At 43.8% G+C, this 26,458-nt stretch carries 35 protein-coding genes; 4 read left to right on the top strand and 31 right to left on the bottom strand.

What is annotated here, in order from left to right:
• Positions 1-18: 18 nt before the first annotated feature.
• The 16 genes from fliY to flgB all read right to left on the bottom strand — a co-directional run bounded on the left by fliY (position 19) and on the right by flgB (position 12,381).
• On the bottom strand, positions 19-1,098 hold the full coding sequence (gene fliY / locus ACXADT_RS04525) for a flagellar motor switch phosphatase FliY (protein WP_270180453.1): 1,080 nt from the start codon (positions 1,096-1,098) through the stop codon (positions 19-21).
• Positions 1,088-2,074: a flagellar motor switch protein FliM gene (fliM, locus tag ACXADT_RS04520; RefSeq protein ID WP_474833357.1), complete on the bottom strand. Its 987-nt coding sequence runs from the start codon at positions 2,072-2,074 to the stop codon at positions 1,088-1,090. Before fliM ends, fliY begins: the two co-directional genes overlap by 11 nt.
• A 30-nt stretch (positions 2,075-2,104) precedes the next feature.
• Entirely contained in the window at positions 2,105-2,293 is a 189-nt protein-coding gene (locus ACXADT_RS04515) for a flagellar FlbD family protein (RefSeq protein ID WP_270180455.1), read from the bottom strand.
• Between the two features lie 47 nt (positions 2,294-2,340).
• Positions 2,341-3,114 carry a flagellar hook-basal body complex protein gene (locus ACXADT_RS04510; RefSeq protein WP_474833356.1) on the bottom strand — a complete coding sequence of 258 codons (774 nt, stop codon included), beginning with the start codon at positions 3,112-3,114 and terminating at the stop codon, positions 2,341-2,343.
• A gap of 73 nt (positions 3,115-3,187) precedes the next feature.
• A complete protein-coding gene (locus ACXADT_RS04505) occupies positions 3,188-3,547 on the bottom strand; it encodes a TIGR02530 family flagellar biosynthesis protein (RefSeq protein WP_474833355.1) in 360 nt (119 codons plus the stop codon).
• 1 nt (position 3,548) lies between these two features.
• The gene (gene flgD / locus ACXADT_RS04500) at positions 3,549-3,965 is read right to left on the bottom strand and encodes a flagellar hook assembly protein FlgD (protein WP_474833353.1); all 417 of its coding nucleotides are present in this window, start codon (positions 3,963-3,965) and stop codon (positions 3,549-3,551) included.
• 10 nt (positions 3,966-3,975) lie between these two features.
• Positions 3,976-5,094: a flagellar hook-length control protein FliK gene (locus tag ACXADT_RS04495; RefSeq protein WP_474833351.1), complete on the bottom strand. Its 1,119-nt coding sequence runs from the start codon at positions 5,092-5,094 to the stop codon at positions 3,976-3,978.
• A 20-nt stretch (positions 5,095-5,114) separates the two neighbouring features.
• Positions 5,115-5,963, bottom strand: a complete 849-nt coding sequence (locus tag ACXADT_RS04490; protein WP_474833350.1) for a MotE family protein — start codon at positions 5,961-5,963, stop codon at positions 5,115-5,117.
• 22 nt (positions 5,964-5,985) lie between these two features.
• Positions 5,986-6,432 carry a flagellar export protein FliJ gene (gene fliJ / locus ACXADT_RS04485; RefSeq protein ID WP_474834646.1) on the bottom strand — a complete coding sequence of 149 codons (447 nt, stop codon included), beginning with the start codon at positions 6,430-6,432 and terminating at the stop codon, positions 5,986-5,988.
• 2 nt (positions 6,433-6,434) lie between these two features.
• Positions 6,435-7,754, bottom strand: a complete 1,320-nt coding sequence (gene fliI, locus ACXADT_RS04480; protein WP_474833349.1) for a flagellar protein export ATPase FliI — start codon at positions 7,752-7,754, stop codon at positions 6,435-6,437.
• A complete protein-coding gene (locus tag ACXADT_RS04475) occupies positions 7,744-8,541 on the bottom strand; it encodes a FliH/SctL family protein (RefSeq protein ID WP_474833348.1) in 798 nt (265 codons plus the stop codon). The genes fliI and ACXADT_RS04475 overlap by 11 nt, the downstream gene beginning before the upstream one ends.
• The gene (gene fliG, locus ACXADT_RS04470) at positions 8,534-9,544 is read right to left on the bottom strand and encodes a flagellar motor switch protein FliG (RefSeq protein WP_270180463.1); all 1,011 of its coding nucleotides are present in this window, start codon (positions 9,542-9,544) and stop codon (positions 8,534-8,536) included. Before fliG ends, ACXADT_RS04475 begins: the two co-directional genes overlap by 8 nt.
• A gap of 13 nt (positions 9,545-9,557) precedes the next feature.
• A complete protein-coding gene (gene fliF / locus ACXADT_RS04465) occupies positions 9,558-11,198 on the bottom strand; it encodes a flagellar basal-body MS-ring/collar protein FliF (RefSeq protein WP_474833346.1) in 1,641 nt (546 codons plus the stop codon).
• Between the two features lie 21 nt (positions 11,199-11,219).
• Entirely contained in the window at positions 11,220-11,510 is a 291-nt protein-coding gene (gene fliE / locus ACXADT_RS04460) for a flagellar hook-basal body complex protein FliE (protein ID WP_270180465.1), read from the bottom strand.
• A gap of 26 nt (positions 11,511-11,536) precedes the next feature.
• The gene (gene flgC / locus ACXADT_RS04455) at positions 11,537-11,983 is read right to left on the bottom strand and encodes a flagellar basal body rod protein FlgC (RefSeq protein WP_270180466.1); all 447 of its coding nucleotides are present in this window, start codon (positions 11,981-11,983) and stop codon (positions 11,537-11,539) included.
• Positions 11,984-11,988: 5 nt separating this feature from the next.
• Entirely contained in the window at positions 11,989-12,381 is a 393-nt protein-coding gene (gene flgB, locus ACXADT_RS04450) for a flagellar basal body rod protein FlgB (RefSeq protein WP_270180467.1), read from the bottom strand.
• 249 nt (positions 12,382-12,630) lie between these two features.
• Here flgB and ACXADT_RS04445 point away from each other — a divergent pair, with 249 nt between their 5' ends.
• From ACXADT_RS04445 to ACXADT_RS04435, 3 genes are all read left to right on the top strand, one after another.
• Entirely contained in the window at positions 12,631-13,449 is an 819-nt protein-coding gene (locus ACXADT_RS04445) for a flagellar hook-basal body protein (protein ID WP_474833344.1), read from the top strand.
• Between the two features lie 11 nt (positions 13,450-13,460).
• Positions 13,461-14,243, top strand: a complete 783-nt coding sequence (locus tag ACXADT_RS04440; protein WP_474833342.1) for a flagellar hook-basal body protein — start codon at positions 13,461-13,463, stop codon at positions 14,241-14,243.
• 125 nt (positions 14,244-14,368) lie between these two features.
• The gene (locus tag ACXADT_RS04435; RefSeq protein ID WP_474833341.1) at positions 14,369-14,494 is read left to right on the top strand and encodes a hypothetical protein; all 126 of its coding nucleotides are present in this window, start codon (positions 14,369-14,371) and stop codon (positions 14,492-14,494) included.
• 49 nt (positions 14,495-14,543) lie between these two features.
• Here the strand turns inward: ACXADT_RS04435 and flgL are convergent, their stop codons facing one another.
• The 15 genes from flgL to fliW all read right to left on the bottom strand — a co-directional run bounded on the left by flgL (position 14,544) and on the right by fliW (position 25,101).
• Positions 14,544-15,422: a flagellar hook-associated protein FlgL gene (gene flgL, locus ACXADT_RS04430; protein ID WP_474833339.1), complete on the bottom strand. Its 879-nt coding sequence runs from the start codon at positions 15,420-15,422 to the stop codon at positions 14,544-14,546.
• Between the two features lie 19 nt (positions 15,423-15,441).
• Positions 15,442-16,770, bottom strand: coding sequence for a flagellar hook-associated protein FlgK (gene flgK, locus ACXADT_RS04425; RefSeq protein ID WP_474833338.1), 1,329 nt, complete (start codon positions 16,768-16,770; stop codon positions 15,442-15,444).
• A gap of 22 nt (positions 16,771-16,792) precedes the next feature.
• The gene (locus ACXADT_RS04420; RefSeq protein WP_474833336.1) at positions 16,793-17,263 is read right to left on the bottom strand and encodes a flagellar protein FlgN; all 471 of its coding nucleotides are present in this window, start codon (positions 17,261-17,263) and stop codon (positions 16,793-16,795) included.
• 14 nt (positions 17,264-17,277) lie between these two features.
• Positions 17,278-17,538: a flagellar biosynthesis anti-sigma factor FlgM gene (gene flgM, locus ACXADT_RS04415; RefSeq protein WP_270180473.1), complete on the bottom strand. Its 261-nt coding sequence runs from the start codon at positions 17,536-17,538 to the stop codon at positions 17,278-17,280.
• A gap of 110 nt (positions 17,539-17,648) precedes the next feature.
• Positions 17,649-18,080, bottom strand: a complete 432-nt coding sequence (locus ACXADT_RS04410) for a flagellar basal body-associated FliL family protein (protein WP_474833335.1) — start codon at positions 18,078-18,080, stop codon at positions 17,649-17,651.
• Between the two features lie 21 nt (positions 18,081-18,101).
• A complete protein-coding gene (gene motB / locus ACXADT_RS04405) occupies positions 18,102-18,887 on the bottom strand; it encodes a flagellar motor protein MotB (protein ID WP_474833333.1) in 786 nt (261 codons plus the stop codon).
• A complete protein-coding gene (gene motA, locus ACXADT_RS04400; protein WP_474809897.1) occupies positions 18,880-19,698 on the bottom strand; it encodes a flagellar motor stator protein MotA in 819 nt (272 codons plus the stop codon). The genes motB and motA overlap by 8 nt, the downstream gene beginning before the upstream one ends.
• Before the next feature lie 21 nt (positions 19,699-19,719).
• On the bottom strand, positions 19,720-20,088 hold the full coding sequence (fliS, locus tag ACXADT_RS04395; protein ID WP_474833331.1) for a flagellar export chaperone FliS: 369 nt from the start codon (positions 20,086-20,088) through the stop codon (positions 19,720-19,722).
• 12 nt (positions 20,089-20,100) lie between these two features.
• Positions 20,101-20,481 (bottom strand): flagellar protein FliT, encoded by a 381-nt coding sequence (fliT, locus tag ACXADT_RS04390; protein ID WP_474833330.1) that lies wholly within the window; start codon positions 20,479-20,481, stop codon positions 20,101-20,103.
• A 2-nt stretch (positions 20,482-20,483) separates the two neighbouring features.
• Positions 20,484-21,956: a flagellar filament capping protein FliD gene (gene fliD / locus ACXADT_RS04385; RefSeq protein WP_474833328.1), complete on the bottom strand. Its 1,473-nt coding sequence runs from the start codon at positions 21,954-21,956 to the stop codon at positions 20,484-20,486.
• Positions 21,957-22,070: 114 nt separating this feature from the next.
• Positions 22,071-22,409 (bottom strand): flagellar protein FlaG, encoded by a 339-nt coding sequence (locus ACXADT_RS04380; RefSeq protein WP_474833327.1) that lies wholly within the window; start codon positions 22,407-22,409, stop codon positions 22,071-22,073.
• 49 nt (positions 22,410-22,458) lie between these two features.
• Positions 22,459-22,635: a YjfB family protein gene (locus ACXADT_RS04375; protein WP_270180481.1), complete on the bottom strand. Its 177-nt coding sequence runs from the start codon at positions 22,633-22,635 to the stop codon at positions 22,459-22,461.
• Positions 22,636-22,700: 65 nt separating this feature from the next.
• Positions 22,701-24,275, bottom strand: coding sequence for a flagellin N-terminal helical domain-containing protein (locus ACXADT_RS04370; RefSeq protein WP_474833325.1), 1,575 nt, complete (start codon positions 24,273-24,275; stop codon positions 22,701-22,703).
• A 153-nt stretch (positions 24,276-24,428) separates the two neighbouring features.
• Positions 24,429-24,656, bottom strand: a complete 228-nt coding sequence (gene csrA / locus ACXADT_RS04365) for a carbon storage regulator CsrA (RefSeq protein ID WP_474833323.1) — start codon at positions 24,654-24,656, stop codon at positions 24,429-24,431.
• A 1-nt stretch (position 24,657) separates the two neighbouring features.
• Positions 24,658-25,101 carry a flagellar assembly protein FliW gene (gene fliW / locus ACXADT_RS04360; RefSeq protein WP_474833322.1) on the bottom strand — a complete coding sequence of 148 codons (444 nt, stop codon included), beginning with the start codon at positions 25,099-25,101 and terminating at the stop codon, positions 24,658-24,660.
• A 114-nt stretch (positions 25,102-25,215) separates the two neighbouring features.
• Here fliW and ACXADT_RS04355 point away from each other — a divergent pair, with 114 nt between their 5' ends.
• On the top strand, positions 25,216-26,439 hold the full coding sequence (locus ACXADT_RS04355; RefSeq protein WP_474833320.1) for an Nramp family divalent metal transporter: 1,224 nt from the start codon (positions 25,216-25,218) through the stop codon (positions 26,437-26,439).
• Positions 26,440-26,458 lie beyond the last annotated feature (19 nt).

The raw sequence follows: 26,458 nt of genomic DNA, 5'->3' as shown, positions 1-26,458 counted from the left end.
TCTCTAACACTCCTTGTTTTACCGCAACTTTGATAATCGCTCTGCTGCACTTAATATATCTGTCACACGGACACCGAAGTTCTCGTCGATCACGACGACTTCTCCTTTGGCAATGAGCTTCTGATTGATAAGAATATCGACTGGTTCACCAGCGAGCTTATCGAGCTCAAGGATCGATCCATGTGAAAGCTCTAGAATATCTTTGACGATCCGCTTCGTGCGACCGAGTTCTACAGTGACTTGAAGAGGAATATCGAGCAGCATATTGAGATTCCGCTCTTCGGAATAAGGGTTTTGCTTTTGATTAAAATTCGTAAACTGCACGTTCTGAATTGCTGGTTCATGCTGTTTCACTTTTTCATCATAAGAACGCTCAGGCTCCTTCCATTCGCTTGCTTGTGTTCGTTCTGTTGGAGGCGCTTCTTCCACCATTTTTTCTGTTGTTTGTTCCTGAAGGTCTTCTTCACTTACGAGCAATTCTGAGATTTGTTTTCCGATCGGTGCAGGCAGCACGTGGTGCACTGTCGTTTGAATGATCGAGCCTATCGAAAGGTCGAACGACGTATCGATCAATGCTCCACTTTGATTCAGTACGGAGTTGCTCCACTCCGATACAACTTGCAGGTTCAAGAATGTCCCATTAAATGAAGATCCTGATGCCATACTCAGTCCTTTATGTAAGCTTTCCATGATGTGCGTGACGACCGATGTTAAACTCTTATCGATATTGTCTTCGTTCTCATCTCCGCTTACCACAGCCCAGATGTCGGCAATGTCCTGGGCATCTGGAGGATTCAACATGAACACCGCTTCACCTGAAGCCGCTCCTTCATAGCGGGTTGCTGCTTCTACATATGGAAAGGACACTTCAGAAATGCCCTCCTCTGATAATAGGTTTGTATGGATGTTTGATACGGTTACTTCCTCCATGAAAATAGAAGAAAGTGATGTAGAAAGGGTTCCTAACGAGACGCTGAACAACTCGTTCAATGCTTCTAACTCTACCTCTTGGAATTGTATTGTAGATCCTTCCTTACTAGCTGCAGTTTCCTGGAACAGAGCATTCAGTTCTTCTTGTGAAAGGCGATCATCTGTCATTGCCCGCGTCCTCCTCTTCCTTAACCTCTGTAATTTGAATGGCCATACGGCCTTTCGAAGTTCCTGGATACCCATGGAACTTTTCTCTGTCATCTACTTTAACGATGAGGGGATCTGAAACATTTTCGTTCAGTCGAATCACATCGCCGATTTCTAAATTCAAAAACTCTTCGATCGTCACTTCTGAATTGCCCAGTTCAGCAATAATCGTGAGGTCCGTCTTTCGAAGCCTTTTTTGCAACGCTTCACTCTCGAGAGGTTCAGGGTCTTTCTTTTGGTTCGATAGCCAGTGATGCGCTGATAATCTTGGCATGATCGGTTCAAGAACCACGTGCGGTAGGCAAACGCGCACCATCCCAGTCACATCTCCAACACTCACTTTGATCGTAACCGTGACAACCGTCTCGTTAGGAGAAACGATTTGAAGAAAGTGAGGATTCACTTCAAGCTCTTGCAGTTCCGTATTCAGCTTCAAAACCGAGTTCCACGCATCCTGAAAACTCTCTAGTATCTTACTGAAGATACGCTCCATCACCATCGTCTCGATCTCCGTTAAGTGAGATAGCTTATCTGGCTGAAGCCCCATTCCCCCGAGCATACGATCGAGCATAGCAAAGGCGAGGTCTGGGGATACTTCGAGCACCATCTGTCCTGATAGCGGCTTTGCGACAAAAAGACTTATGATCGATTGGTCTGTAAGAGATTTCACAAACTCTTCAAACGACATTTGATCAACTGATTCAACGGAAGCTTGTACGATCGACCGAAGCTGTGCAGATGAGTATGTCGTCATGAGTCGTGCGTAGTTTTCATGAATTCTTGTTAGAATTCGAATATGGTCCTGCGAAAAACGAAGGGCACGTTTAAAGTCGTATGTTCGGACACGTCGCCCATCCAGCGGATCAGGACCTTTAGGTTTATCATCGATCGCAGATAATAATGCGTCGACAGTTTCAGGAGATAGCATATCAGACAACGTTGTCACCTCCGTTCCTTTTACTAGCCACTATTTCAACACGTGTATATCACGATAAAATGCCGTTACTCTTCTTTTCACTTCATCAACTGGCTCGAGTACAACATAATGTTTTCCGTTCGTAAGGAAAATCATCGTATCTGGCGTTGCCTCAATCTTTTCGATATAAACTGCGTTAAGCGTAAAAGGTTCTTTGTTTAGTTTCGTAAGTGTAATCATAAGAACAGAACGAGCCGAGAAAGGGAACCTTCCTCAGCTCTTACCTCCTATCGTTTTAAGTTGACGATTTCTTGAAGGATTTCATCTGAGGTGGTGATGACTCTTGAGTTAGCCTGGAACCCTCGCTGCGCAACGATCATTTCCGTAAACTCTTCTGTAAGGTCAACGTTAGACATTTCAAGCTGTCCAGAAACCACGCGGGATGCTTCTGGGAGACCTTGAGTGAAATCGCCTGATTTAGGGGTTTGCTCGAAAGCAGATCCCCCATCTTTTGATAAGCCAGAAGGATTATTAAATGTTCCCATGCTAATTTGCTGTTGAGGAATCGGTTCTCCGTCGTTGCCAATTTCGTTGATTTGTCCCTGTCTATTAATCGTATAAGGGTAGTTGATTTCGATTTTCTCTCCAGCTTCATCAAGTACAAAGTACCCCTGAGACGTAACAAGAAGGTTGTCATCATTTACATAGAAGTTTCCAGAACGTGTATACAGATTCTTTGTCGTAGTAGTTCCTCCTATGTTAACTTCTCGTTGCACTTCAAAGTAGCCATCTCCTTCAATAGAAAGATCCGTCTGCACGCCAGTCGTCATAAACGACCCCGTTGTGTGTAACGTATCGATCGAGCCTTCTGTTACCCCAAGTCCCACTTGCGTTGAGTTAACCTGTCTATCACCCATGTTCTGGCTGAGCAAGTCTTGAAACATCACGCGGCTTTTCTTAAATCCTACCGTGTTTACGTTTGCGATATTATTACCGATGACATCTAACTTTGTATTAAACCCTTTCATACCTGACACACCTGAATACATAGAACGTAGCATGTGTTTTCCCCCTAGATTATAAGTCGCTGCTTCAATCGGTCCACAGCGTTAGGCCTCCAATTGGTCCAGCCTTTTAAATGATGAGTGCAGAATCGATCTTTGTTACGATTTGATTTTCCATCCGGTCTTGCTTCATCGCAGTGATTACCTTGTTGTTCTTCACACTTACTACAAAAGCAAGGTCTTTCATAAGCAGAAGCGAATCTTGAGCTCCTTTTTCGCGAGCCGTTTCAACTCCTTCATTCAGCTTTTTCAGCTGAACATCAGATAGCGAGATACCTTGCTGTGACAATCGTTCTTTTGCATGATGACTGAAGGATACTGGTTTATGTAAGGATTTCTTCAGCTGTTCTGCAAATGTCGACGCCTTCTTTTTTGGGGCTATGAGCGGTTGATTAGGATGGTACCTCTCATGGACGTGTATATTCGTCATCTCACTCCCCCGTTTCAATTCGTTCTAACGAGGAGATGTTCACCTGTTTTCCATCTTTAAGTTCTGCAAGAATAGCGCCTTCTTTGTACACTACTGCTGATACCTTTCCAGCACTTAGTACTTCGTTCTCTTTCCACTTCACCGTTTTTCCAATGAGATGAGCATGATCGGTTATTGAACTCTGCATTTGATTGTTTACAAATTGCGTGAGTGAACTGTTCATATTCGTCATTTGCTCAAGAGAACTGAACTGCGCCATCTGTCCGATAAATTCAGTATCTTGCATTGGCTTCATGGGATCCTGGTTGCCTAACTGTGCTACTAAGATTTTGAGAAAGTCATCCTTCCCGAGTTGTCCAGGCAGCTGCGGACGCTGTTGAGCAGATGTAGTTGCATTAGTAACTGAGCCTGTCTTCATACCACCCCTCCTAAACGGAATAATTTATTCCTATCGTCTCTTCCTTTTCATGCTCATGAGTGACGACTGGATTTTCTTCAACTTCATACTGACCGGACTGTTTCTCCCGGCGATTTCCCTGCCCAAACTGGCGTTGTCCCTGCTGCTGACTTTGCTGGTCTTGTAAAAGTGATTGGGTTGACTGCTGCACGACTTCTACTTTGTCGAGCTGAATCCCTTGCTGCACGAATGTTTGTCGCAGCTGATGTAACTGTCCCTCGATCATTTCTTTCGCTGCTGCAGTGGAAGTCGCGATTTGGGCTGTTACTTTTCCATCCACCGTCGATAATCGAATATCAAGCTGCCCTAGGTTTTCAGGAGAAAGCTTGATACGAAGCTGAGATTCTTTTCCGTTCTTCATCACTTGCATTCGTTCTAATAGCTGACTGAACTCACTTGTGAATTGGCGAGCTTTGATCACGGGCGTTTCTTCTTTCACCGTTGTCTGCGTAAGCGTTTCGTTTGGTTTAACTTGAACCTGCTCATTTTCTTCAGGTATTCGAACTGTAGCGGTTTCGATCGGAGCAGCTTGCTCTTGATTCAACGCTTTACCGGTCAAAGAACTTAAATCGATACCGTTTCGCTTTAAGAAAAGATGAAGTTCTGACTGCGATTGTTTTAGTAACGCAGGCTCTGTTTCAGCCAATTTCATCACCTTCACGTTAGCTTCAGATTCTTCACTTATATTTGACGTACTTACGGTTTGGAGACTTTTCTGTTGTGCTGATTCAAACTTGAGCAATTCTTCTTTCGTAAATCCATGTACCCCCGCTTCAAAAGACCCATTCCCTTTCGAGCTCCCTAAAAGGAGTTGCTTAAGCTTCGGGTCATCCGCTAACTTTTCCGCTAACTGAATCGCTTGTGCGTGTGAGTTGCTAGGTTTGGTTTCGCCCGAATCGAGTGATGGCTCTTCGGGTACTGCCTCTGCAGGTTCTGCTTCTGCAAGTAAATTCACGCTTTTCTTTTCCAAGGTCTTTCCATCTGCAAGCATCGTCAATAGCTTCTCAAAATTAGAATCGCCCTTTGCGGTCTCGCCTTTTTTTGCAGGAGCTTTTGTTCCATTCATAAGGGGTTGAATCGTATTACTCACATTTTCACCTCCTTTTAAACTCAATCGGCTAACTCTGCTACATAGGTAGACGAAACCGATTCATCCATTTCTGAAAGAATGAGCGTCCGCTTCGATTCGTTGAGTGCAGAAAGGATTCCAACAGCAACTTCCTTTTCCTCTTTCACTTCGCTCATCGCTTCTAAAATGCCGGCTGCTTTCGTTTCTTCCATATCCTCCATTTGCTTTGCGAGATCTTCGATCGGTATCGAACTTTCTTTCCGCTCGATCGCATTCATCAGTAGGGAGAGCCTTTCCTGCATCGCAGCTACCTCTGGTTGTTCTGCTTGATCAAGGTCTCTTAGAGCAATCGTAATATCGGCCGCGATCGCCGTGTTCATTTTTCCGAGAATCGCAGCTTTTTCAGTACTCCCCATCCTATCGAGAAGGACCGCTGCTTCGTTTAAGGTAAGCTTCTCGATGATTGCGGCTGACTTGGATGGCGTCATCCCTTCGTACATAGAGGCGAGGTTTTGCTGTTTTTGTTCTAAATCCTCCGCTTCTTTTGCGTTTTGTTCCATTTCATTCGTTAGTTTTTTGATTTCACTCTCGTAATCAGAGATTTTGCTTTTTTGCTCTTGCACCGTTCGAGTGAGTCTCTCGATCTCTTGCTCTTGTTCTGCGATTTTTTTCTCGAAATCAGGCGCTTGCTCATCATCGTCTAGCTCTGCCGCAAACGTATTCTGGATAAACGCGAGTGGTTTTTCACTTACGGTTGAAGCGATTGCCTTGAGGTCATAGCCCATAAACGGAAGAATGATCAACAGTACCGTCACTACGAAAGTAAGCGGCAGAAGAATGTTATGTATGATGACTTCTTTGATCGATGTGGTCGTCCGCTTCTTTCGCACCCTTTTTCACCCTTTCTACGCGCTAGCCATTCTTTAATTGCAAGTAAGCTCTAACTGTATTGAAGCTGTCCAATTCGTTCTGTTCGATAAGTTTAATTTCGCGGTTGTGTTCTTCACGACGTTTTTCCTTGATCGACTGCCACGTCTTTTCTTCTCTTACCTTCTCAGCTAAGTTTTCTTGATGACCAGAAACCTGCTCATCTAACTGTCTGAGAGCGTCTTTCTTTTCATTGAGCTTTTGATCCCAAAAGGAAACGCGCGCTTCTTCTTCAATCAATTCAGTAACGGAAAGACCTTCAAACTGCCTTTTTTCAAGGGTTTCACGGAAGCTATTCACTTTCTGTTCGAGCATCGCTATTTCTTGTTCAAGATCGCTCTGAACTTTTAAGGTCTCCGCCATCTCGAGCTGTACTTTTTCTTTTTCGTTTTCTTTTATATCGAGGATGCGCTGAAACGGAAATTTGTAAATCGCTAATCACCCTTTCCAAACTTTGATAGAAGCAGCTCCTGACTCTCTTGAAATGTTGCTAATTCGTCTGTTCCTTGTTTGATGTAGCTCTCGATCTCTGCATGGCTTGCGATCGCTTTATCAACCTTGCTGTTAGTACCTGATTTATAAGCACCAATATTGATAAGGTCTTCAGAAGAGTTATAAACAGAAAGAAGTCGCTTCAATTCATTCGCTGCTTCCATATGTTCAGGAGGTACGATCTCCTTCATCACCCTGCTCACACTTTGCGAAACGTTAATCGCAGGGTACTGCCCTTTTTGTGCGAGCTTTCGGTCTAGCACGATGTGACCATCAAGAATCCCACGAACGGCATCTGCAATCGGTTCGTTCATATCGTCTCCATCGACGAGAACTGTATAAAAGGCAGTGATCGATCCATGATGTGACGTTCCTGACCGTTCTAACAATTTTGGTAATAATGCAAAAACACTAGGTGTATACCCCTTACTTGTAGGCGGTTCACCGATCGCGAGCCCGACTTCACGCTGAGCCATCGCAAATCGCGTAACGGAATCCATCATCAGCATGACGTTCTTGCCTTCATCACGGAAATACTCAGCGATCGAGGTTGCAGTGAGCGCCCCTTTTATCCTCTGAAGTGGGGATTGATCAGAAGTTGCTACGACGATAACAGATTTCTTGAGACCTTCTTCACCAAGGTCACGTTCGATAAAATCTCGAACTTCTCTTCCACGTTCACCGATAAGAGCAATGACGTTCACATCAGCTTCAGAGTTTCGTGCTGCCATTCCCATAAGCGTACTCTTACCAACACCACTTCCAGCGAATATGCCGATTCTCTGACCATGTCCAACAGTAAGCAGCCCATCGATCGCTCTGACTCCGAGCTGAAAAGGAGTCGAAATTCTTGGTCTTGTCATTGGATTTGGCGGCTGTCTGTTCGTAGTGACTGATTTAAGCCCACTAGGTAGTAGGGTTTCATCTAGTGGTTTTCCTCTACCGTCAAGAATACTTCCGAGAATCGAATACCCTACCTTCACCTCTAACGGTTGTCCCGTTGCAACAACGAGGCAGCCTGGTCCAATTTCTGAAAGATCATCCATCGGCATGAGGAGAACTCGGTTTTCTCGAAATCCTACGACTTCTGCCTCGATCGGGGTGTGACCTGGACCTGGATGTAGATAGCAAAGCTCACCCATCTTCACTTCAGGGCCCATCGATTCAATGGTCAATCCGATCACCTGCGTTACTTTTCCATACTTTTGAACGGATTGAATCGATTCAAGGTGAGAAAGATAACGATCGACGTTAATGCTCATCGGTATCATTCTCCTCAAATAGTGCAAATAGCTCCTTCTTGATCTCCTTTAGCTGGCTGTGTATGGAAATGTCATAACTTCCGCTCGGAGTATGGATCATTCCGGAACCTGGCGGGAGATCACTCATCGGAACAAGCTTTAAGCTCGCATGACCATCAAGCTGTTTCTCGAGTTCTTCCACCATAGGTGTTATATGAGCATAATCTTCAACTGAAACTTGAAGAACAACTTCTCCTCGGTCCTGAACCGTTTGCAGCGTCTTTCTGACCATCTCAGCAATCAACTCAGGGTGTTGTTTCAGTTCATTCATCATGACCTTCTTTGCAATCGCAGTACTGAGTGAGAGTAGGAACGGCTCAGCACTTTGGATCAATTCATCTCTTTTCTTGTAGGCCTCGGTTAGAACCGATTCCATTTCTTTTCGTTTTTCTTGAAGCTCGAACTGTACTTGTTGGAGACCAGCCTGGTAGCCTGCTTCAAACCCTTTATCTTCAGCTTCCCTGTACTTCTGTTCAGCGAGCTTTTCCCACTCTTGTTCCTTTTGTAGCTGCTTCTGTTCTAGACTCGATAACACGTGATCTTCTTCATTCTGTAACCTTGTTCGAATCGTGTGGTATTGATCTTCGAGTCGGATCATCTGTTGAAGTAATTGAGCTTTCTTTTCTTCGACTGTTGATTTCCGTGATTGCAGCACACGTTGTTTCTTAGGTTCTACGATGTCTCGTTGACCGATCACTTTCGGTGCATCGTCTACCCCTTTATACGACTTTGGAATGATATTAGACAATCACATCATCTCCTCCACCACGTGCGATCACGATGTCCCCTGTATCTTCTAGGTAACGAATGACAGAAACGACGCGTGTTTGAGCTTCTTCAACTTCGCTAAGACGCAGAGGTCCCATCAATTCGAGTTCTTCTTTTACTGTTTCAACTCGTCTGTTAGACATGTTTCGGAAGATGAGGTCTTTCACTTCTTCGCTAGCAACCTTAAGTGCGATCGATAGATCATCATCCTTCACTTCACTTATCACAAGTCTGATCGAACGATCATCGAGTAGAACGATGTCTTCAAAGACGAACATCCGCTGCTTGATTTCTTCAGCAAGCTTCGGATCGTCCTTCTCGAGAGCACTTAGAATCGTTCTTTCTGTACTACGATCAACGCCGCTCAGTACTTCTACGATCGATTCAACCCCACCTGTAAACGTGTAATCCTGTGAGCCGCTCGCATTTAATTTTCTTTCGATGATGTCTTCTAGCTTAGTGATCACTTCTGGTGACGTACTTTCCATCAAAGCGATTCGCCTAGCGACATCCGCCTGTCGTTCTTGAGGAAGAGCCGACAAGATCTTCGATGACTGCTGCGCATCCAAATACGAAAGAATAAGCGCGATCGTTTGAGGATGCTCTTGTTGAACAATGTTTAAAATTTGCTCTGGATCTGCTTTCCTTGCGAATGCAAAAGGCTTCACCTGTGTATTCGACTGCAAGCGCGCAAGGATTTCCTCAGCTTTCTTCGGGCCAAGTGCTTCCACTAACACGTGTCTTGCAAAATCAATACCACCTGCAGCAATATAGTCTTTCGCTTTAACCATATGGATGAATTCATCCATTATGTTTTCACGATCTGCCGACTCAACCCTATTCAGTTCAGAAATCCCTAATGCTAGTTTATCGATCTCCTTCTCAGTCAAAAGCTTGAACGTTTGAATCGAGAGTTCAGGACCGAGAGATGTAAGTAAAATTGCTGCTTTTTGTGTCCCAGAAATTTCTTTTGTTTTACTCACGCCACCGCTCCTCCTAATCTTCGTTCATCCATACTCTTAGTAACTTAACAAAGTCCTCTGGATTTTCTTTTGCGAGTTTTTCAATTTCATCTTTACCCATGATCACTTCAGGTGTCAGGTCGACTTCCTTTTCTTCTTCTTCACGAGGTAGATAGTGATCTTCCGATTCACTCGGTGCATACGTTCGTTCGAACTCCTCGTATTCTTCTTCACCCTTTCCTCTTCGGCGGAAAAGGAGCATCGTACCGGTTATGAGAAGAATGCCTACACCTGCTCCAGCTGCGTAAATCGCCCATGGCGGGAGGATGTCGAGTGTACTAGAGAAAAAGTTCTTTTCAGGCGCAACATAGCCAGGTTTTCCTCTAAATTCATTTGCAAATACCGAGATTCGATCTTCTAAATCGGCATCTTCAAGAGGTACGTCACTTCCACTCAAGGAAGTACGGACAACATTTTTTAGTACGGTGCGAATATCTTCTATATGTGCTGCTGTAAGCGACGTCATGTCGTCTGCGACCGGAGGTTCAACACCGACGTTGATCGTAACGTCATCGATCACATAAGGACTTTCTTCGATTTCTTTATGGATCCGATTGACTTCTCGATTGATGCGTTCTTCGACCTTTTCGTAAGATCCATCGCCCTCGGCATCAGGATCATCAGCATTATAGTTTGGAATCTCACCCTCGGCAGTTCCTGTACCGTCAGTAGCAACATCAGGATTACCCGAGTAGGTTTCCATGATTTTTTCAACGCTGATATCGATTCCTTCTCCTGTTTCTTCATCTACAGGTTCAACTAAATCTTCAACACGCTTTTCTTTTGTGAAATCGACGCTCGTCATGACAGATACGACTACTTTGTCTTGACCTAGGAGTAATCCAAGCATTTGTTGAAGGTCTTTTTGCATGTCTTTTTCGATATCACGGCGAATTTGCTCCTGCTGCTGATACGCTGTGAGGGAAGAGTCAACTTTACTTTCACCATAATCAAAAGATGAGCCGTTCTGGTCCATCACGACAATGTTTTCGATCGGAAGGTTCGGAACACTCTTACTGATCACATGGTAGAGGCCGTTCACTTGTCCCTGATCGAGATTGAAACCAGGCTCTCTTGTCACCACGACTGATGCAGTTGCTACATCGCCTTCTTCATTTAGCCAAACACTATCTTTTGGTAAGGTGATCATGACTTTCGATTGCTGAATGCCATCGATCTGTTCGATCAGATAACTCAGTTCATTTTGCATCGCATCTCGTTCGACAACATCGAAATGCTTATCGGTCATTCCCATCCCCATGTTTTCGCTAAAAATACTATAGTTAACATTACCGCTTTTCGGAATTCCCTCAGCTGCCAAGCTCACTTTCAAATCTGAAGCATCTGCTTTCGGGACGCTGATCGTTGTTCCATCAGACGAAACTTCTACTGCGATTCCTCTCTGCTCGATCGCTCCTTTGATCTCACCAGCCTCTGTTGGAGTAAGATTGGAATAAATTGGCGTCAAATTAGGTTTAGACATCCAAAAAACGAGGAAAGAGAGAAGTAGGAGCGTTACTAAAAACGTCACACCTATCAACCATTTTGTTTTAGAGGAATAACTACTCCACGTCTCGCCCCAGCGGCTTTTCATTTTTAGTAATTGTTCATTCATCTGCCATCCATCCCTGAAGAACTACATTTGCATACGCATGATTTCTTGATAAGATTCGATCACCTTGTTTCGAACCTGTACAGTTAAATTAAGTGAAAGAGAAGCTTTTTGAGCTGCGATCATCACCTCATGAACGTTCTGTACCTCGCCTGTTACGAGCTTTTGAGACATTTGTTCGGATTCAACTTGATTCTTGTTCACCTGCTGAATCGCATCTTTTAACATGCTTCCAAAATCCCCTGTAGCTTCTTTTGGTTGAGATGAATTAGGAGCTTGAAGCGTTGGGCTTTGAAGCGCATTGATCGTGTTCATTTTTTTCCTCCCAAAGAGCTATTAAACTATTTCCCAAGTTCAAGGGCTTTCATATACATACTTTTCGTTGCGTTTAGAGCCGTCACGTTTGCTTCGTAAGACCTTGAAGCCGACATAAGATCGGCCATCTCCTTCACCATATCAACGTTAGGCATTTCCACATATCCATCGTCATTTGCATCTGGATGAGTCGGTTGATAAACAAGCTTGTTCGGTGCTCGGTCCTCGGTTATTTCGGAGACTTTCACTCCAGAAGAAGATGAATTCCTCTGCCCCATCGCAGATTGAAGCTGACTCTCAAAAGAGTTTTCTTGAAGTTGAACGACTTTTCTCTTATACGGTTGCCATTCACCATCTACTAACTCTCCCCGAGTCGTTTCAGCGTTGGCAATGTTGGACGAAACGACATCCATTCGTAAACGATTTGCTGTAAGACCAGAAGCACTCGTATTGAATCCATTAAACAATTTCATTTCGTTCAGCTCCCTCGAATAGCAGTTTGCAGATCACGAAACTGGCTGTTTGTTTTCTCGATCATCGAATTGTACCAGAGCTGGTTCTTGGCGAGCTCTGCCATCTCAACATCCATGTCGACGTTATTTTCGTTTGATTTACTTAAGGTGTTTCGATCCGTTTTCACAGTGACGTTTGGTGATTGTTGTTCTGTACTAAAAGACACATGGTTGGGGTTTGATTTGTAGCTTTGGAAGCGCTGATTTACGGCCTCCTGCAGGTTATCCTGAAACGAAACGGTTTTCCGTTTGTAATTAGGGGTATCAACATTTGATATATTTGACGTTATTGTCCGCTGCTGAGTCATTGAAGCATTCAACGCATGTTGCATTGGATTTATCGATTGAAATACCTTCACGAAGCATTTCACACTCCTCATGAAATATTGGTTTATTTGTTAATATTTGGTAATCATTCCATAATCATCTTCATTCGACAATATTTTCTCTGTTTTTAGCATAGCACTGTCAAAATTAATAGTAAATGAGAGTTTTAACCTAATAAACTACTTTTTTCACTTATTTTTTCCAAAAATCAACGGTATAATGGAAATAATATCTATGAAATGATAGTTAAAAGGAACTATCTAGGAGGCTAGGAGGAAAAAATGTTTAGAGGAATGTACACTGCAACATCAGGAATGATGGCGAGTGAACGAAAACAGCACTACCTCACAAATAATTTATCGAATGCACAGACTCCCGGTTTTAAACAAGATCAAGCTGTCATTCGCTCTTTTCCTGAATATTTATTAAAAGAACGTAATACGGACTCTCTCAAAAGTAATAAACAAGTGGGAGAACTCTCTCATGGTGTCTATACGCAAGAAGGCGTACCACTCTTCTCTAGCGGTACCTTGAAGGAAACAGGGAATAACACTGATTTTGCTTTGCTCGATGATCGCCTCCCGATCGATGAAGAAACCGGCCAGAAAGGGATCTCCCTTTTTGGAGTGCGAACCGATGATGATACGATTCGATATACAAGAAACGGAAACTTTACACTAAGCGATGACGGTTTCTTGACTACGAGTGAGGGATATCGCGTTTTAAACGCGAACCTCGATCCAATCCAACTTTCCAGTGAACAATTTACGTTAAAAGGTAGCAACCTGATCGAGGCAAACGGAAACGAGCAAGAGCTCTGGGTCGGATATACTGGTAATCCAGAAGGATTGACTCAACTTGGGAACGGAGTTTTCGAATGGTCTGGAGATGAAAATAATGCTCCTCGTGACATTCGAACTACTGAATTCAACCAGTTTAAAGTCGAACAAGGATTTCTTGAAGGATCAAACGTCGACCTTACGACGACGATGACAGATATGCTCAACACGTACCGGATGTACGAGGCGAACCAGCGTGTCCTGCAAACCTATGATCAGAGTATCGACAAATCTGTTAATGATATCGGTAGAGTCTACTAGGAGGGTATTGAATGAACATCGGGATGTATAGTGCTTCTTCATCATTGAGCCAGACACAGAAGAAGATGGATACAATCGCGAACAATATCGCGAACGTGAACACAGTTGGGTATAAGAGACGGGAAGCAAGCTTTCAAAACCTCTTAACGCAGCAATATCAAAATAATACTGGCGAAGCAACGGAACCAGGACGACTCACCCCTGAAAACTTACGAGTTGGTTACGGGGCGAAGATTGCGATGACAAATCTCCGTACAGATCAAGGAGCTGCGAATGAAACAGGACGGAACCTCGATGTGATGTTAGAGGGAGAAAACGTCTATTTTCGAGTCCAAAATGGTGACAATGTTCATTACTCAAGAGATGGCGCTTTCCAGCTTCAAAACACCGAGGATGGAAGGATTAATCTTGTAAACAGCAACGGCAGCAATGTTCTCGATAAAAATGGAGATCCTATCTCATTTAGCAGCGAACCAACCAACATCGTCATCTCGGATTCTGGTGAGATCAGCGTTGAACCTACTAACGAAACGTTCCAGTTGAGCGTTGCTAGAATCGATCGTCCTCAGTCACTTCTAAACGAAGGCGCGAACGAATTTCGACTGCGTGAAGGAGAAGGGGAGATTGTCGATACAGGATTTAACGTGAAACAAGGGTTTCTAGAAATGTCTAACGTTGATCTTGCGAATGAAACGACAGAGATGATCACCACTCAGCGACTTTTACAGTTCCAAAGCCGAGCGATGAAAATGGCAGATGAAATGATGGGACTTGCGAATACGATCAAGCGATAACAAAAACACTCATCCAAGTTGGATGAGTGTTTTTGTTAGAAGGTAGAGAAAGTCTTGGGGCTGCGAAAAGAGTAGTCAATCATTTCCTTTCCAAATAACGTTGATGGATATAAGGAAGGTCAAAATTGCCATATTCGTCTGTTAAACTATTGGGACGGAGTATTGATTTTGGATTTAATCTTTCAAGTAGGAGAGACGATCGCGGAAAGCATGCGATCGTCATCAACTACGGCATAGGGAGCACTGAATAATGACATAGATACAAGCTGAAAAACACTCATCCAAGTTGGATGAGTGTTTTTATCTAAGGAAATCCATTAGAGAAGGCTGAATGATTTTTGCACTCGATGCTAGTGAAGCCTGGTATACACTTTCTTCAGACTTTAGCTTCATGATCGCCTCCGCAATATCCACATCTTCGTTTTTGGAAACAAGCTTTTGCAGCGAAACGTTTTCTTCCTTGAGGCGCTGTGACAAGCTTTCCACTCTCGATTGCTTTGCCCCAAGAGATGTCCACTTGTTGAGCACTTGCTCGGATCCTTTTTCGATTTGACCGATCGCACTTTGCAGAGCATCTCCATCACCACTTTTTAGTGCGGTAGATAAAGCATCGAGTGACTTAAACAGGTTGGTTTCTCCGCCAAAAACTTCACCTGCATGAACGTTGATCGTCATCGAACTAAACGGGGACAAACGCTGTTTGAGCGGTTGGTTATCGTGAGTGATGTCACCAGATGCGCTTATTTCAATCGCCTGATCTGTTTTCTGTCCATTGAAGATGTATTTCCCGTCAAGTTTCGTATTGGCAAGATTCTTTAACTCATCCCGAAGTTGATCGATTTCTTTACCCATGTTCTCCAATTCGTCAGGTGAATTGATTCCGCTAGCACCCTGCAGACCAACTTCGTTCGCCCGTTGAAGAAGATCAGATACGCTGCTCAATGACTGCTCGGTTACTTCTAACCAGGACTGCGCGTAATCCGCATTTCGCTCAAACTGTACGTTGTTCGCAAGCTCTGATGAGAGCTTCAACGATTTTTCCGTTCCCATCGGATCATCAGAAGGTTTATTGATTCGCTTCCCTGTCGATACTTCTTCATTCGCTCGCTCTAAGCGGGACAAGTTTCGATTCATCTGATTCGTAACATTTTGAGTTAACATTTGCTGTGTAATTCTCATCATATGACTCCTTTTCCCGTTAGACGCCCATTCGGTTGATGATCACATCTAGCATCTCGTCCGTTGTACTTACGTATCGAGCCGCTGCGTTATACGCATGTTGAAATTGAACGAGATTCGCCATCTCTTCGTCGAGTGAGACGCCGCTCACCGATAATCGGTTTGATTCGATCGACTTAAGAACCGTCTCATTGTTCCCAACAGTCCGCTCGGCAGACTGTGTTTTTGATCCGATATCTGAGATGAGCATGCTGTAAAAGTCGTTCGTCGTCGCATCGACTTGATCTTCTGAACCTGCTAAATCGAATAATAGTGTTTTGTCTTTTAATTCACTTATCTTTGCAGCGAGGTCACCGTTACTTACCGTTCCCTCCGTTGAGGAAGCTGCTAGATTCGCTGGATTCGATTTCACATCGTTCGATACACTTAGGCGTTCAAGGTAACTTCCATCTCCTGTAGCTTCTGTGAATAGCGCTTTTCCCTGCTGCATCGTGCCATTCACTTTCACGAGCGAATACCCTGATTCTGCAAGGGTATTGATCTCGGGAGCTAGTTGCGCAAACACCGCGTTCAGATTTGTTTGGACATTTTCCGTCAACGCAGCAGCTTCTCCGAGACCCTTAAGCTTCCCCGCCTTCGGGTTAGCTGTATCGTAATTCACCTCGAGTGCACCGTTACTCTTCTCTGTCACGTCGACACCGATGAGGCTAGATAGTTCGTCGATCAGCTGATCACGCTTGTCCTTCACATCATTTGCGCCGTTCGTACGAACGACTTCCTTGTTCAATTCGTTGATCTGCTTTGACAACGAATCGATGTCTTTAAGAACCGCATCAGTCTGTGATTGTAGACTTTCTGATAGATTCTGAAGGTCTTTGTTGAATGCCTTCCCTTTATCCAGCACCTCTTCTGCCCGTGAAACGACGACAGATCGAGCAGCTAGGCTATCAGGGTTGGCTGAAAGATCTTCGAAAGCAGACCAGAGCTTGTTGAGAGACGCATTCAGTCCGTTTTCACCAGGCTCTGCTGACATCATCTCGATTTGCTGAAGCGTTTCTAACTTCATAGATTCTGAGCCGAGTGCTGCGTTTCGTTCCCGATATTGTGTATCAAGGTACTTTGAGCGGATCCGTTCGATGGACCCAACGCTAACACCCGTTCCGAGCTCAGAGGATGTACCGCCCTGATAAGGATTCGTAATCGACGACGTCGCCTCCATATTCACACGCTGTCTGGAATAACCTGGAGTGTTTGCGTTCGCGATATTATGACCAGTGGTCGATAGTGCCGTTTGCTGCGTATACAAACTTCTCCTTCCGATCTCTAACCCATGAAATGTTGACGTCATATTGTCACGTTCCTTTCTAAACCTATGCTTTTGTGTCGAAGTACCCTCTTGGTGTCGATGATGCCTGTTTTTGGTTTGGTCTTGAGTATGTAAGGGATTGATCAGGCGATGCAGTTAAATGCCCGATCATATGATGAACGAACGCCATCGCGTCTTTTAGTAGAACATCGTTTTGTTCGTTCAACGTTTGTAATGCTACTGCCTTTTCTTTTAATGTGGTCGCTCTATTTTCGATCATTCTTCTAACGGCAGGGCTTAGCTTTGGTAGCACCTCTTTAAGCGTGCCCGATCCGCCAAGCTCCTCAACAAGTCCCTGGCGTTTCTCCTCTTCCAAGCTTAAGGCCTGCAGAAGCTCCCTTTCCGTCTTCATCAAATCTGATAAGCTGTTCACATTTCTTTCGATGAGCGCTTCTTGCTTCAGCTCTCCGAGTGATAGCAACTTCTCATGTAGAGTTATCATGTTGCTCATTGTAGCCAGTAATTGTTGCCCCATCGTGCTGCCTCCTGTTAAAACAACTGATCAAACAGTTTTTCGGCTGTTTTTTTACTGTCGACACTATACGTTCCATTTTCAATCTTCTTTTGAATTGCATCTAATTTGGCTTCGCGCTTTTCTTCAGCCTTCATCGTGTATAGTTCTCTCGCTTTGTTTGAGATTTGCAGCTCATCTTCACGAGGAGCTTTTTTTGCTTGCTCGACTTTTGTAACAGGATTGTGCTTTTTGTAAGGGTTAACAAATGGCGGTGCTGACGGTTTGTTAACGTTCAATCCGTTCACCCCTCTTCGATAATAGTAAAACTACTCCTATTCTATTATTCGTACCCTATTTTGAGCATCTTACCGTTAATATCGGAAAATTCTTTACAAAAGTTTACTAGTTACTGAATTTTGAAGTCGGTTATGAGTACTCGCTCGATCTCCCCATCTTGCAGGACTTCATTTATTTGTTCTCTGATGCTCGATTCGAACGTCTTGAGTCCTTCTGCGCCCTTCAAATCATTTCTTGAAGAGTTTGCAAGAGTAGCGATGACGATCGACTTTAACTCTGGGATACGAACCTCTAGTTCATGGTAGCTCTCTCCTCCGTCCGCTAACAAGTTTAGCTGAACGACAGCGTAGTGATCAGACAGTAGGTTCGTCGTGATCGGGTCCATGCTGTAGCTCCTTTCTGCTAGCTCCTCAGCAGTCGGTTCTTTCTCTTCCTGAGCAAGTACTTTTCCTAGATCGATATCTAGAAAGAACACTGCTGCAATGGCACCCCCTGCAACGACACCGAGAGTTGCCAAAATAATCAATAGGATACGTTTCATCTACTCTATTCACCTCAACTGTTAATTTTCAACATCGTAAGGCAGGATCAACACTTCTACGCGTCTATTTTTCGTTCTGCCTTTCTCACTGTCATTCGAGGCGACCGGACGATACTCTCCATAGCCTGTGAAACTAAAAAGCTGTGGATCTAGCTTACTGTTTTTTAATAGCTCCGTCATGAAGTTCAGCGCTCGATCTGAGCTAAGGTGCCAGTTTGACGGATACTGAGATGTTTTGATCGGTTTGTTATCTGTATGACCTGTCACAGTAATGTTTCTCGCAGGATCTGTGACGAGAAAACGAGAGATTTCACTTGCGATCCCCTTCGCATCATTCGTTAAGTAGGCTTGCCCGCTATTAAATAGCGCAGCTTCTTTTATCGTGATCAATAACCCTTCTTCTGTTAAGCTCGTTTGTAAATACGAATCGAGGCTCTGCTTCGAAATATACTGGTCGATTCGCTCTTTTAATTCCTGAAGATTATGGAGATCTTCCTCAAGCTTTTCTTCATCTTTCTCTTCAGGTAGTTCCTCTACATCTTCTTTATCCTCAACTTCTTCTGTTAACCCAACGAACGAATCATCTTCAGGCTTCATGACCGATGGCTCGCTTTCGAGCACACCCGTACCACCGTTCAAGACTTCTTCAAACGATCGTGTGATCGCTTCATATTTTTTTGCATCGACCGTACTCGCTGCGAATAGAACGATGAAAAGAGCAAGAAGCAGCGTGAGCATATCGGCATACGGAATGAGCCAGCTTTCATCGACGTGCTCGTCATGCTCTTCATGCCTTTTCTTACGCATCGGCACCTACCCCTTCTCCAACTTTGACGTCACTTGATTTCTTCATTTCATCAAGATTCCGCTCTTTCTCCGGAAGGTAGACGAGTAGTTTATCTTCTACCATCGTAGGTGTCGCGCCTGACTGTACCGCTAGCAAACCTTCAAGCATGATCATCTTGATCTTCGCTTCCGCGTTCGACTTTCGTTTAAGCTTGTTCGCAAACGGATGCCACAGGACGTATCCTGTAAAGATTCCGAACAACGTCGCAATGAATGCTGCAGCGATCGATTTTCCTAAAAGCTCCATATCACCGAGATGACTGAGTGCAGCGACGAGTCCTACGACGGCACCAAGTACCCCAAGCGTCGGTGCATACGTTCCAGCTTGCGTGAAGATCCCCGCTCCTGCTTTATGACGTTCTTTCATCGCTTCAATATCTTCTACAAGGATCTCTTCGATAATTTCCCTAGAATGACCGTCGATGACCATTTGAAACCCTCTTCTTAGGAAATCATCTTCTAGTTTATCGAGGTTATCTTCTAGTGACAGCAAGCCATCTCGACGAGCGATCGTTGCCCACTCACGGAACATCGGAATGATTTCCTTAGCAGAGACTAACTTTTGATTCGTAAAAATAATCTTTAATAAAATCGGAAATTTTTTGATTTCGGAAAACGGAAAACCGATCAACAATGCTGCGGCTGTCCCGACAAAGATGATGACGAGGGCAGCTGGATTAAGTAGAGCAGCTGGATTGGCTCCCTTCAAAATCAACCCGCCTACGAGGACGGCAAAGCCGAGCAATAATCCGAACAAAGATGTTTTTTCCAATGCTTTCACCCTCTATACTGCTTATTTCTGTTCCATCGCTTCTTTCCAAGTATTTCGAAACTCTTCTGCTAGCTCTTCAACTTCTTGCAGCTTCTCAATATTGTTATTGATGTTTGCAGACACGAGCTGCTCGATCATGAACGCATATAACGAATCCATCGATTGTGACAGATCCATGTCCATATTGAGTGTTGCGCGTAGTTCTTCAAGAATGTTTTGTGCTTTGATAATATTTGTATGCTTGCCTTCCACATTGCCTTTTTTCATCGCGATCGCTGCCATCCGGATAAATTTAAGACATCCGTTGTACAGCATGAGCGTCAATTCCTGTGGAGAGGATGTAGCGACTGAATTTTGTTGATACGTCTGATAAGGATTTTGCATTGCCATCGAACGTTCCCCCTATTTTCTCTTATCGAAAAATGCTCCGTCTGTGTAAGCTTGTCCAGAGTTATATTTATTCGCTGCTGTCTTTCCTTGCTGCAAACGCCTCATCTGCTCAGAAAACGCTGCATAAAGATCGGACAGACGAGGTTGGATCGTTTCTTCAAGCGTACTCAACTGCTGAAGCATGAGCTGCTCTTCCTCTGTCCAGTCGGTACCCTCTTGCTTCATCGCTTTATCTAGAAGCTGAATCGTTTCTTCTCGTCGGTTGATCATGTTGTTGATTCCATCTAATTCTTCAGGCCCGTTTTCATCCATCGAAGGATTCAGTCCATCAAGCGATTTTACGATTTGATTCGTCACAACGTGCATCTGATTCAGTGCATCAATTCTTTTCATTTCTACATCCCACCAAGTAAGTTTTGTTGTACCCACATGCTTTGCTGATTCATTTTATCCATCGCTGTTTCTAGCGCGGTAAACTGCTTCCAATAGCGGTCTTCGATAGAGCCGAGCTTATCTTCCCAGCGATCCATCTGCTGGTTGATGCTATCCAACCTTTTGGATAAGAAGCTGTTATCGACAAGAACACCGGGCGTTCCAGCCTTTTTACCGAGACGATCGATCCCTTCGTTCACCTTCTCATAGATTCGATCTCCGATTCCAGCATCCCCTTTTGTAAAAAGGTTCATCACTTCTTCTGGCTTTTGTGAGATAGCCTCTTTCAACTTCGCTTCATCAATAAAAAGTTTTCCGCCATCACGATAAGACCCCGTATTGATGCCGATTTCTGAAAGCATCGACAGTTCCCCAGCTGGAATACCGTTTACAGGCGTCATCCAGGCACTGCGAAGGTCGCTCGCAATCCCTCTCACCGTTGCATCGCTTTGGAGAAGACCACTCTTCGCCTTCTCTTCCCAAAGCTCGATTTCTTTGTCTGAAAGATCCTCGCGCTGCGCATCTGTTAAAGGAGGAAAATCTCTATAGCGCTTTTCTGTAAGTAGCCCCTGTGTTTTCTCAACAAGGTCGTTATATTTCTCAACGAAAGATTTGATACTTTCAAAAGGCGCATCCGGATTGCTTTGAATTGATACTGTCGACGTGCCTTTTTCAACAAGGTTAAGCTTTATGTTATTGATCGTCGTTTCGTTTGTTTTCAGGTTATTTACCGTGATGCCGTCGAAAGTGACCGAACCATACGAACCATTCGCAGTGGTTGCTCCTCCAAATAGGCGGTTTTCAACACCTGCATCACTAAAGTTCGAGAGAGTGATCGATTCATCTCCACCCAACGCTTTTGTTGATAGAAAAAAGCGTGACGTTGTATCATCAAAGTTTGCTCTCATACCGAGCGTTTCACCCGTCGTATCATCTGTTGCCTCAGCTATCTTTGTAGCAAGACTTTTAAACGTATCTGCTGCCGTTATCGTGATCGTTGTTCCCTGCCCTTTTCCGTTCGTAAGGGTAAACGTTGTGTCGTTTGCGCCAGATTGCAGAACTCGATCAGTTCCTTTTGCTGCAGCACCAGCTTCGTTCGTAACTGCCTGCGCTGACGTTAGCTTGGCACTCTCAGCAAGCCCATTCACCACAACTGCATAAGAACCAGGGGCCGCAGTAGGCATTGCTTCTGCCGTAACAGCAGCTCCGTTCGATGAACCTGCTTTATATGCGTTAAACGTTGACTGAAGTCTTAGCTTCGATGCAGCACTTCTCATATCCGACATCATCGTGTTGAGTTCACGATATGAATCCTTCTGCCACTCAACAGTTTGTTTTTGCTGTGATAGTTTATCGAGCGGTATGCGTTCCGCCCTCATCAGATCTTTGACCATCTGATCGATATCCATTCCCGATGCAAGCCCGGAAATCCTCATGAACATCTCCTCCGTTCATCACTCATACACATACTATCGGCAAAGATCCGCTCGGTTTTAAGATGTAAATAGTACTATAAAAAAGAACCTTCGTTTGTGAAGGTTCTCAGCATTTTATATTTTTTGGTCCACCATAAAGCCAAGCAGTTCAGCAGTTGCCGCATATCGATCGAGAAAATCCTTTGACGGAATCTCTCTTATGACTTCATCACTCGTGCTATCTACTATCTGAACATAGAACTCATTCAACTTATCGTGCAGCTGAAATTTAAGGTTCGTTTTTACAGGCATAATGAAATCATTCAGCTGTTCGATCTGTTGAACGACCTGTTCCTTTGTGTGAACCTTTTCTTTCTGTTCCTTCTTCTCTTCTTTTAGTTCCTTTACTTCAATGGGCTGTTGCACTTGCTTCCCTATACCAGGTATTTGATTTGAAATTGATTTTATTTCCATGGTCCGATCCCCTTCAATAAGAGTTACTTAAACCCGACCTCTAATGAGATTATTTCTTTATATCGATTGAACCTCCAAGATGAGGCTGTACCGACTGCTCCATCATCTTCACTAGTCCATTCGAATTTTCCTGTGCTTGATTCAAAGCTTTTTTGGTTAACGATACATCAACCTGCTGCTGGACCTTTGCTTGATTCAGCACCACCGAAAGCGCTGCAATATCCATCTCAAAACACTCCCTTCGAATAAAAAGGCCTTAGATGAGAGATCTAAGGCCTTACTTGTTAGAAATTAACGAAGAAGCTGAAGTACTTGCTGTGGATTCTGGTTAGCCTGTGCAAGCATCGCTTGAGCAGCTTGAGCTTTTACGTTTTCTTTTGTCATCTGCATCATTTCTTTTGCCATGTCTACATCTCTAATACGAGACTCAGCGGCTGTTAGATTTTCGTTAGATGTATTTAAGTTATTGATTGTGTGGTCAAGACGGTTTTGCAATGCACCCAAGTTACTTCTTTCAGATGATACTGTTTTAATAGCATTATCTAAGCTAGCAATATGTGCATCAAAATCTGTAGATGAGTAGTTCGCTCCAGATACATCGATTGTATCAATTTGTAAAGCATTAGCAGTCATGTTGTTGATTTGAATTGACATTTGTTGAGCAGCATTTGCACCAATTTGAAGATCCTTTGAGCCACTATCAATATCAAAAGTGTTAGCAGCGCCAGCGTCCTTTATATTACTTACATCTGTGATCAATGCCTTAACTTTAAAATCAACACCTATTTTATCAAAGCTGATTGTTTGTCCTGCTTTAACGTCAGCAGTATCTTTAATATAAACTTTTTGAGTATCTCCACTTACCGTATTTACAAGAGTAAGTGAATTATCAATATCATCTGTTGCATTGGTAATTCCTAGTTTTGCAGATACATCATCAAAACCTGCACCGGCTGTTCCAACCTTGATTTGAGATTGTGAGTCTTTTCCATCAGTGCCTGAAGTAATTACCATTTTACCTTCGATGTTTTCAACTTTTACTGACTTTACTGCAGCATCACCGGTAAGGTTGTTGGTTGTATTATACTGAGTAATTGCAGCATTGATGTCTGTCTGTAAATTTGTTGCTAGCTCGTCGTAGCCACCTGTTCCAACTGTAGCATCATCATAATCTTTAGATTGAACAGTTGTTAATGCGACATCCCCAATTTTATGTCCATCAACCTCAAGATTAAGGCCTAAATCATCAGTACCCGCTGCTGTTTTTTGTACAGCAAAGTCTGTATTAGCGGTAGCTAACCCAGCAGTACTTGTAATTTCTGCTTTACCAGATCCACCACCTACTCCAGTCGTTAACTTATATCCATCCTGTACTTTCGCACCATTTACAATAATATCGAACTTACTTGTAATATCACCAGCTGCTGCAGTATCTACCGTAGCACCAAAAGTACCATCTAAGAGTTTCTGGGAGTTAAATTCTGTTCGTTGAGCCGTTTTAGTAACTTCCGTCTGTAGCTGTTTAATCTCTTCTTGAATCTTATTTCGATCATCTTCAGTGTTTGTTCCGTTATTTGCTTGAACTACAAGTTCACGCATACGCTGAAGCATATCGTGAGTTTCGCTTAAAGCTCCTTCAGCTGTTTGAATTAATGAAACTCCATCTTGAGCGTTACGACTAGCTTGATCTAACCCTCTAATTTGCCCACGCATTTTCTCAGAAATTGACAAACCAGCTGCATCATCAGAAGCTCTGTTAATCCGTAGACCAGAAGATAACTTTTCCATCGATCCACTAGCAGCATTTTGATTGACACCCATTTGACGGTACGTGTTCAAAGCACTAATATTATGATTAATTCTCATTCTAAATTACCTCCGTGTAATGTGTTTTCTAGAAAGCCCACATCCGTTTGGACTTCCTGATATTTTCATTATCGGCTGGAAAATTCAGTTGTTTATAGTTTTTTGAAAAATAAATTAAAAAGAACCGCTATTTGCTTTATAGCGGTTCTTTGCCTAACGTTTCAATTGAAAGTTTTGTAATTCACTTAGATTAATCTCTTGTGAGGATGCTAGCTTATTCTCCTCTTGAATCTCCACGTACACTTCTTTCCTATGTATGCTAATGTTCTTCGGAGCCTTCACCCCCAGTTTCACCGTATCGCCTTCAATACTGATGACCTTCAGCTCGATTTCATCATTAATGATGATCGACTGATCTTTTTTACGTCCGAGTACAAGCATCTTATCTGCCTCCCTCTACCGCACTCACCAATGGCGCTTTAATTTGAAAATCCTTACTGAGTACGATTTGCTTCCCTTTTCCGCTCGAAAGATTCAGGATGATCGGGGCTTTTAAATTTATCGTCGCATCTTGTAATGATCCTTGTACGGTGAGGACGGATAGTACCATCGCCTCCTCTGGCTTTTCAATCGCTAACTCTTGCAACAAGTCTTCTTCTAGATTAATTTCATAATCCGGGTAGAAAGAAAATGAATCAGCTAGAATAAAGCACAAACTGCTTTCCTCCGTTGATTGCAGAAAGAAAAACGGCGACTCATTCTGTTCATCAGCGGGTAATAGACAGTATGTGGTGTATTGTTCAAGGCCGGGAATTCCGTTCGAAAAGGTGATGAGAGAATCTTTGTTCACTTCTAGTTCACCGAAGCGGGTCGTGAGGATTTTCATAGAAAAAACTCCTTTATCTGTAAAAGTCTATCCTCATTATAAGTCTTTTGTCGTCTTTTAACAGGTTGAATTTGTTGAAAATTTTAAAATTCGATACACTTAAAGGAGGAGCTTATGAGCGATCAAAACACGTTTCTAAAGAAACTTAAAAGCGTTGGCCCTGGCGCTATCGTCGCCGCAGCTTTTATAGGACCAGGAACCGTTACGACCGCTACTCAGGCAGGAGCAGGATTTGGATTTGCATTGATGTGGGCACTTGTTTTCTCGATACTCGCAACGATTACCCTTCATGAGATGTCAGCGCGACTTGGAATCACGGCGAGAATGCAGCTTGGCGAAGCGATGAGAAAGCAGTTCAGCAGTCCGTTGATGAAAGGAATCAGCATCATTCTCGTTCTTGCAGCGATCGGTGTAGGAACGGCCGCCTACGAAACGGGCAACATCCTGGGCGGTGCGCTTGGTCTTTCTACCATGACGGGCATTTCAGTGAACATATGGGGACCAGTCATCGGAATCATCGCTGCGATTCTTCTATACTCAGGAAATTACAAAGCGATCGAAAAAGTGTTCGTGGTTCTCGTGCTAGTCATGAGCGTTTGCTTTGTAGCGACTGCCATCGTCATTAAGCCGGATCTCGGGGCAATGTTTAAAGGCGCTTTCGTGCCATCGTTCCCTAGTGGCGGAACACTGTTTGCGATCGCCTTGATCGGGACGACGGTCGTTCCTTATAACATCTTTCTTCATTCTTCTACAGTTCAAGAGCACTGGCGTGGGAAGGAAGGGTTAAAAGAAAGTCGTTTTGATACCGTTTTCTCGATCATCGTCGGAGGCTTGATCTCACTTTCGATCGTTGTATCGGCTGCAGTTGCTTTTCCGCTCGGTACAAACATAACGGATGCTTCTGAAATGGCCGTTCAGTTAGAACCCCTTCTCGGATCATGGGCGAAGGTGTTCTTTGCGATCGGATTGTTATCTGCTGGAATCACATCTTCTATTTCCGCTCCCCTTGCAGCCGCTTATGCGATCAGCGGTGTTTTCGGGTGGTCGATGGATCTGAAAGCAACGAAATTCAGAGTGATCTGGGGAGTCGTTATTTTAATCGGAATCGTCGGTTCAGCTCTTGGGATGAGTCCTACGACCGTCATTCTTTTCGCACAGTATGCAAACGGCTTAATGCTGCCGCTCATCTCTATTTTCTTACTTTATGTTATGAATAATAAAGAACTACTTGGTGAATACGTCAATCGCACACTCTCAAATATTTTGGGCGGTATCGTATTACTCGTAACGCTCGTTCTCGCCCTTCATTCGCTTGGAATACTAGAACTTTTCTTGTAATTACGAAAGGAGTCTATCG

This window comes from Anaerobacillus sp. ABR4_321, from assembly GCF_056158505.1.
The sequence above is the reverse complement of the archived record's forward strand: the minus strand, read 5'-3'. Positions and strand labels throughout refer to the sequence as shown.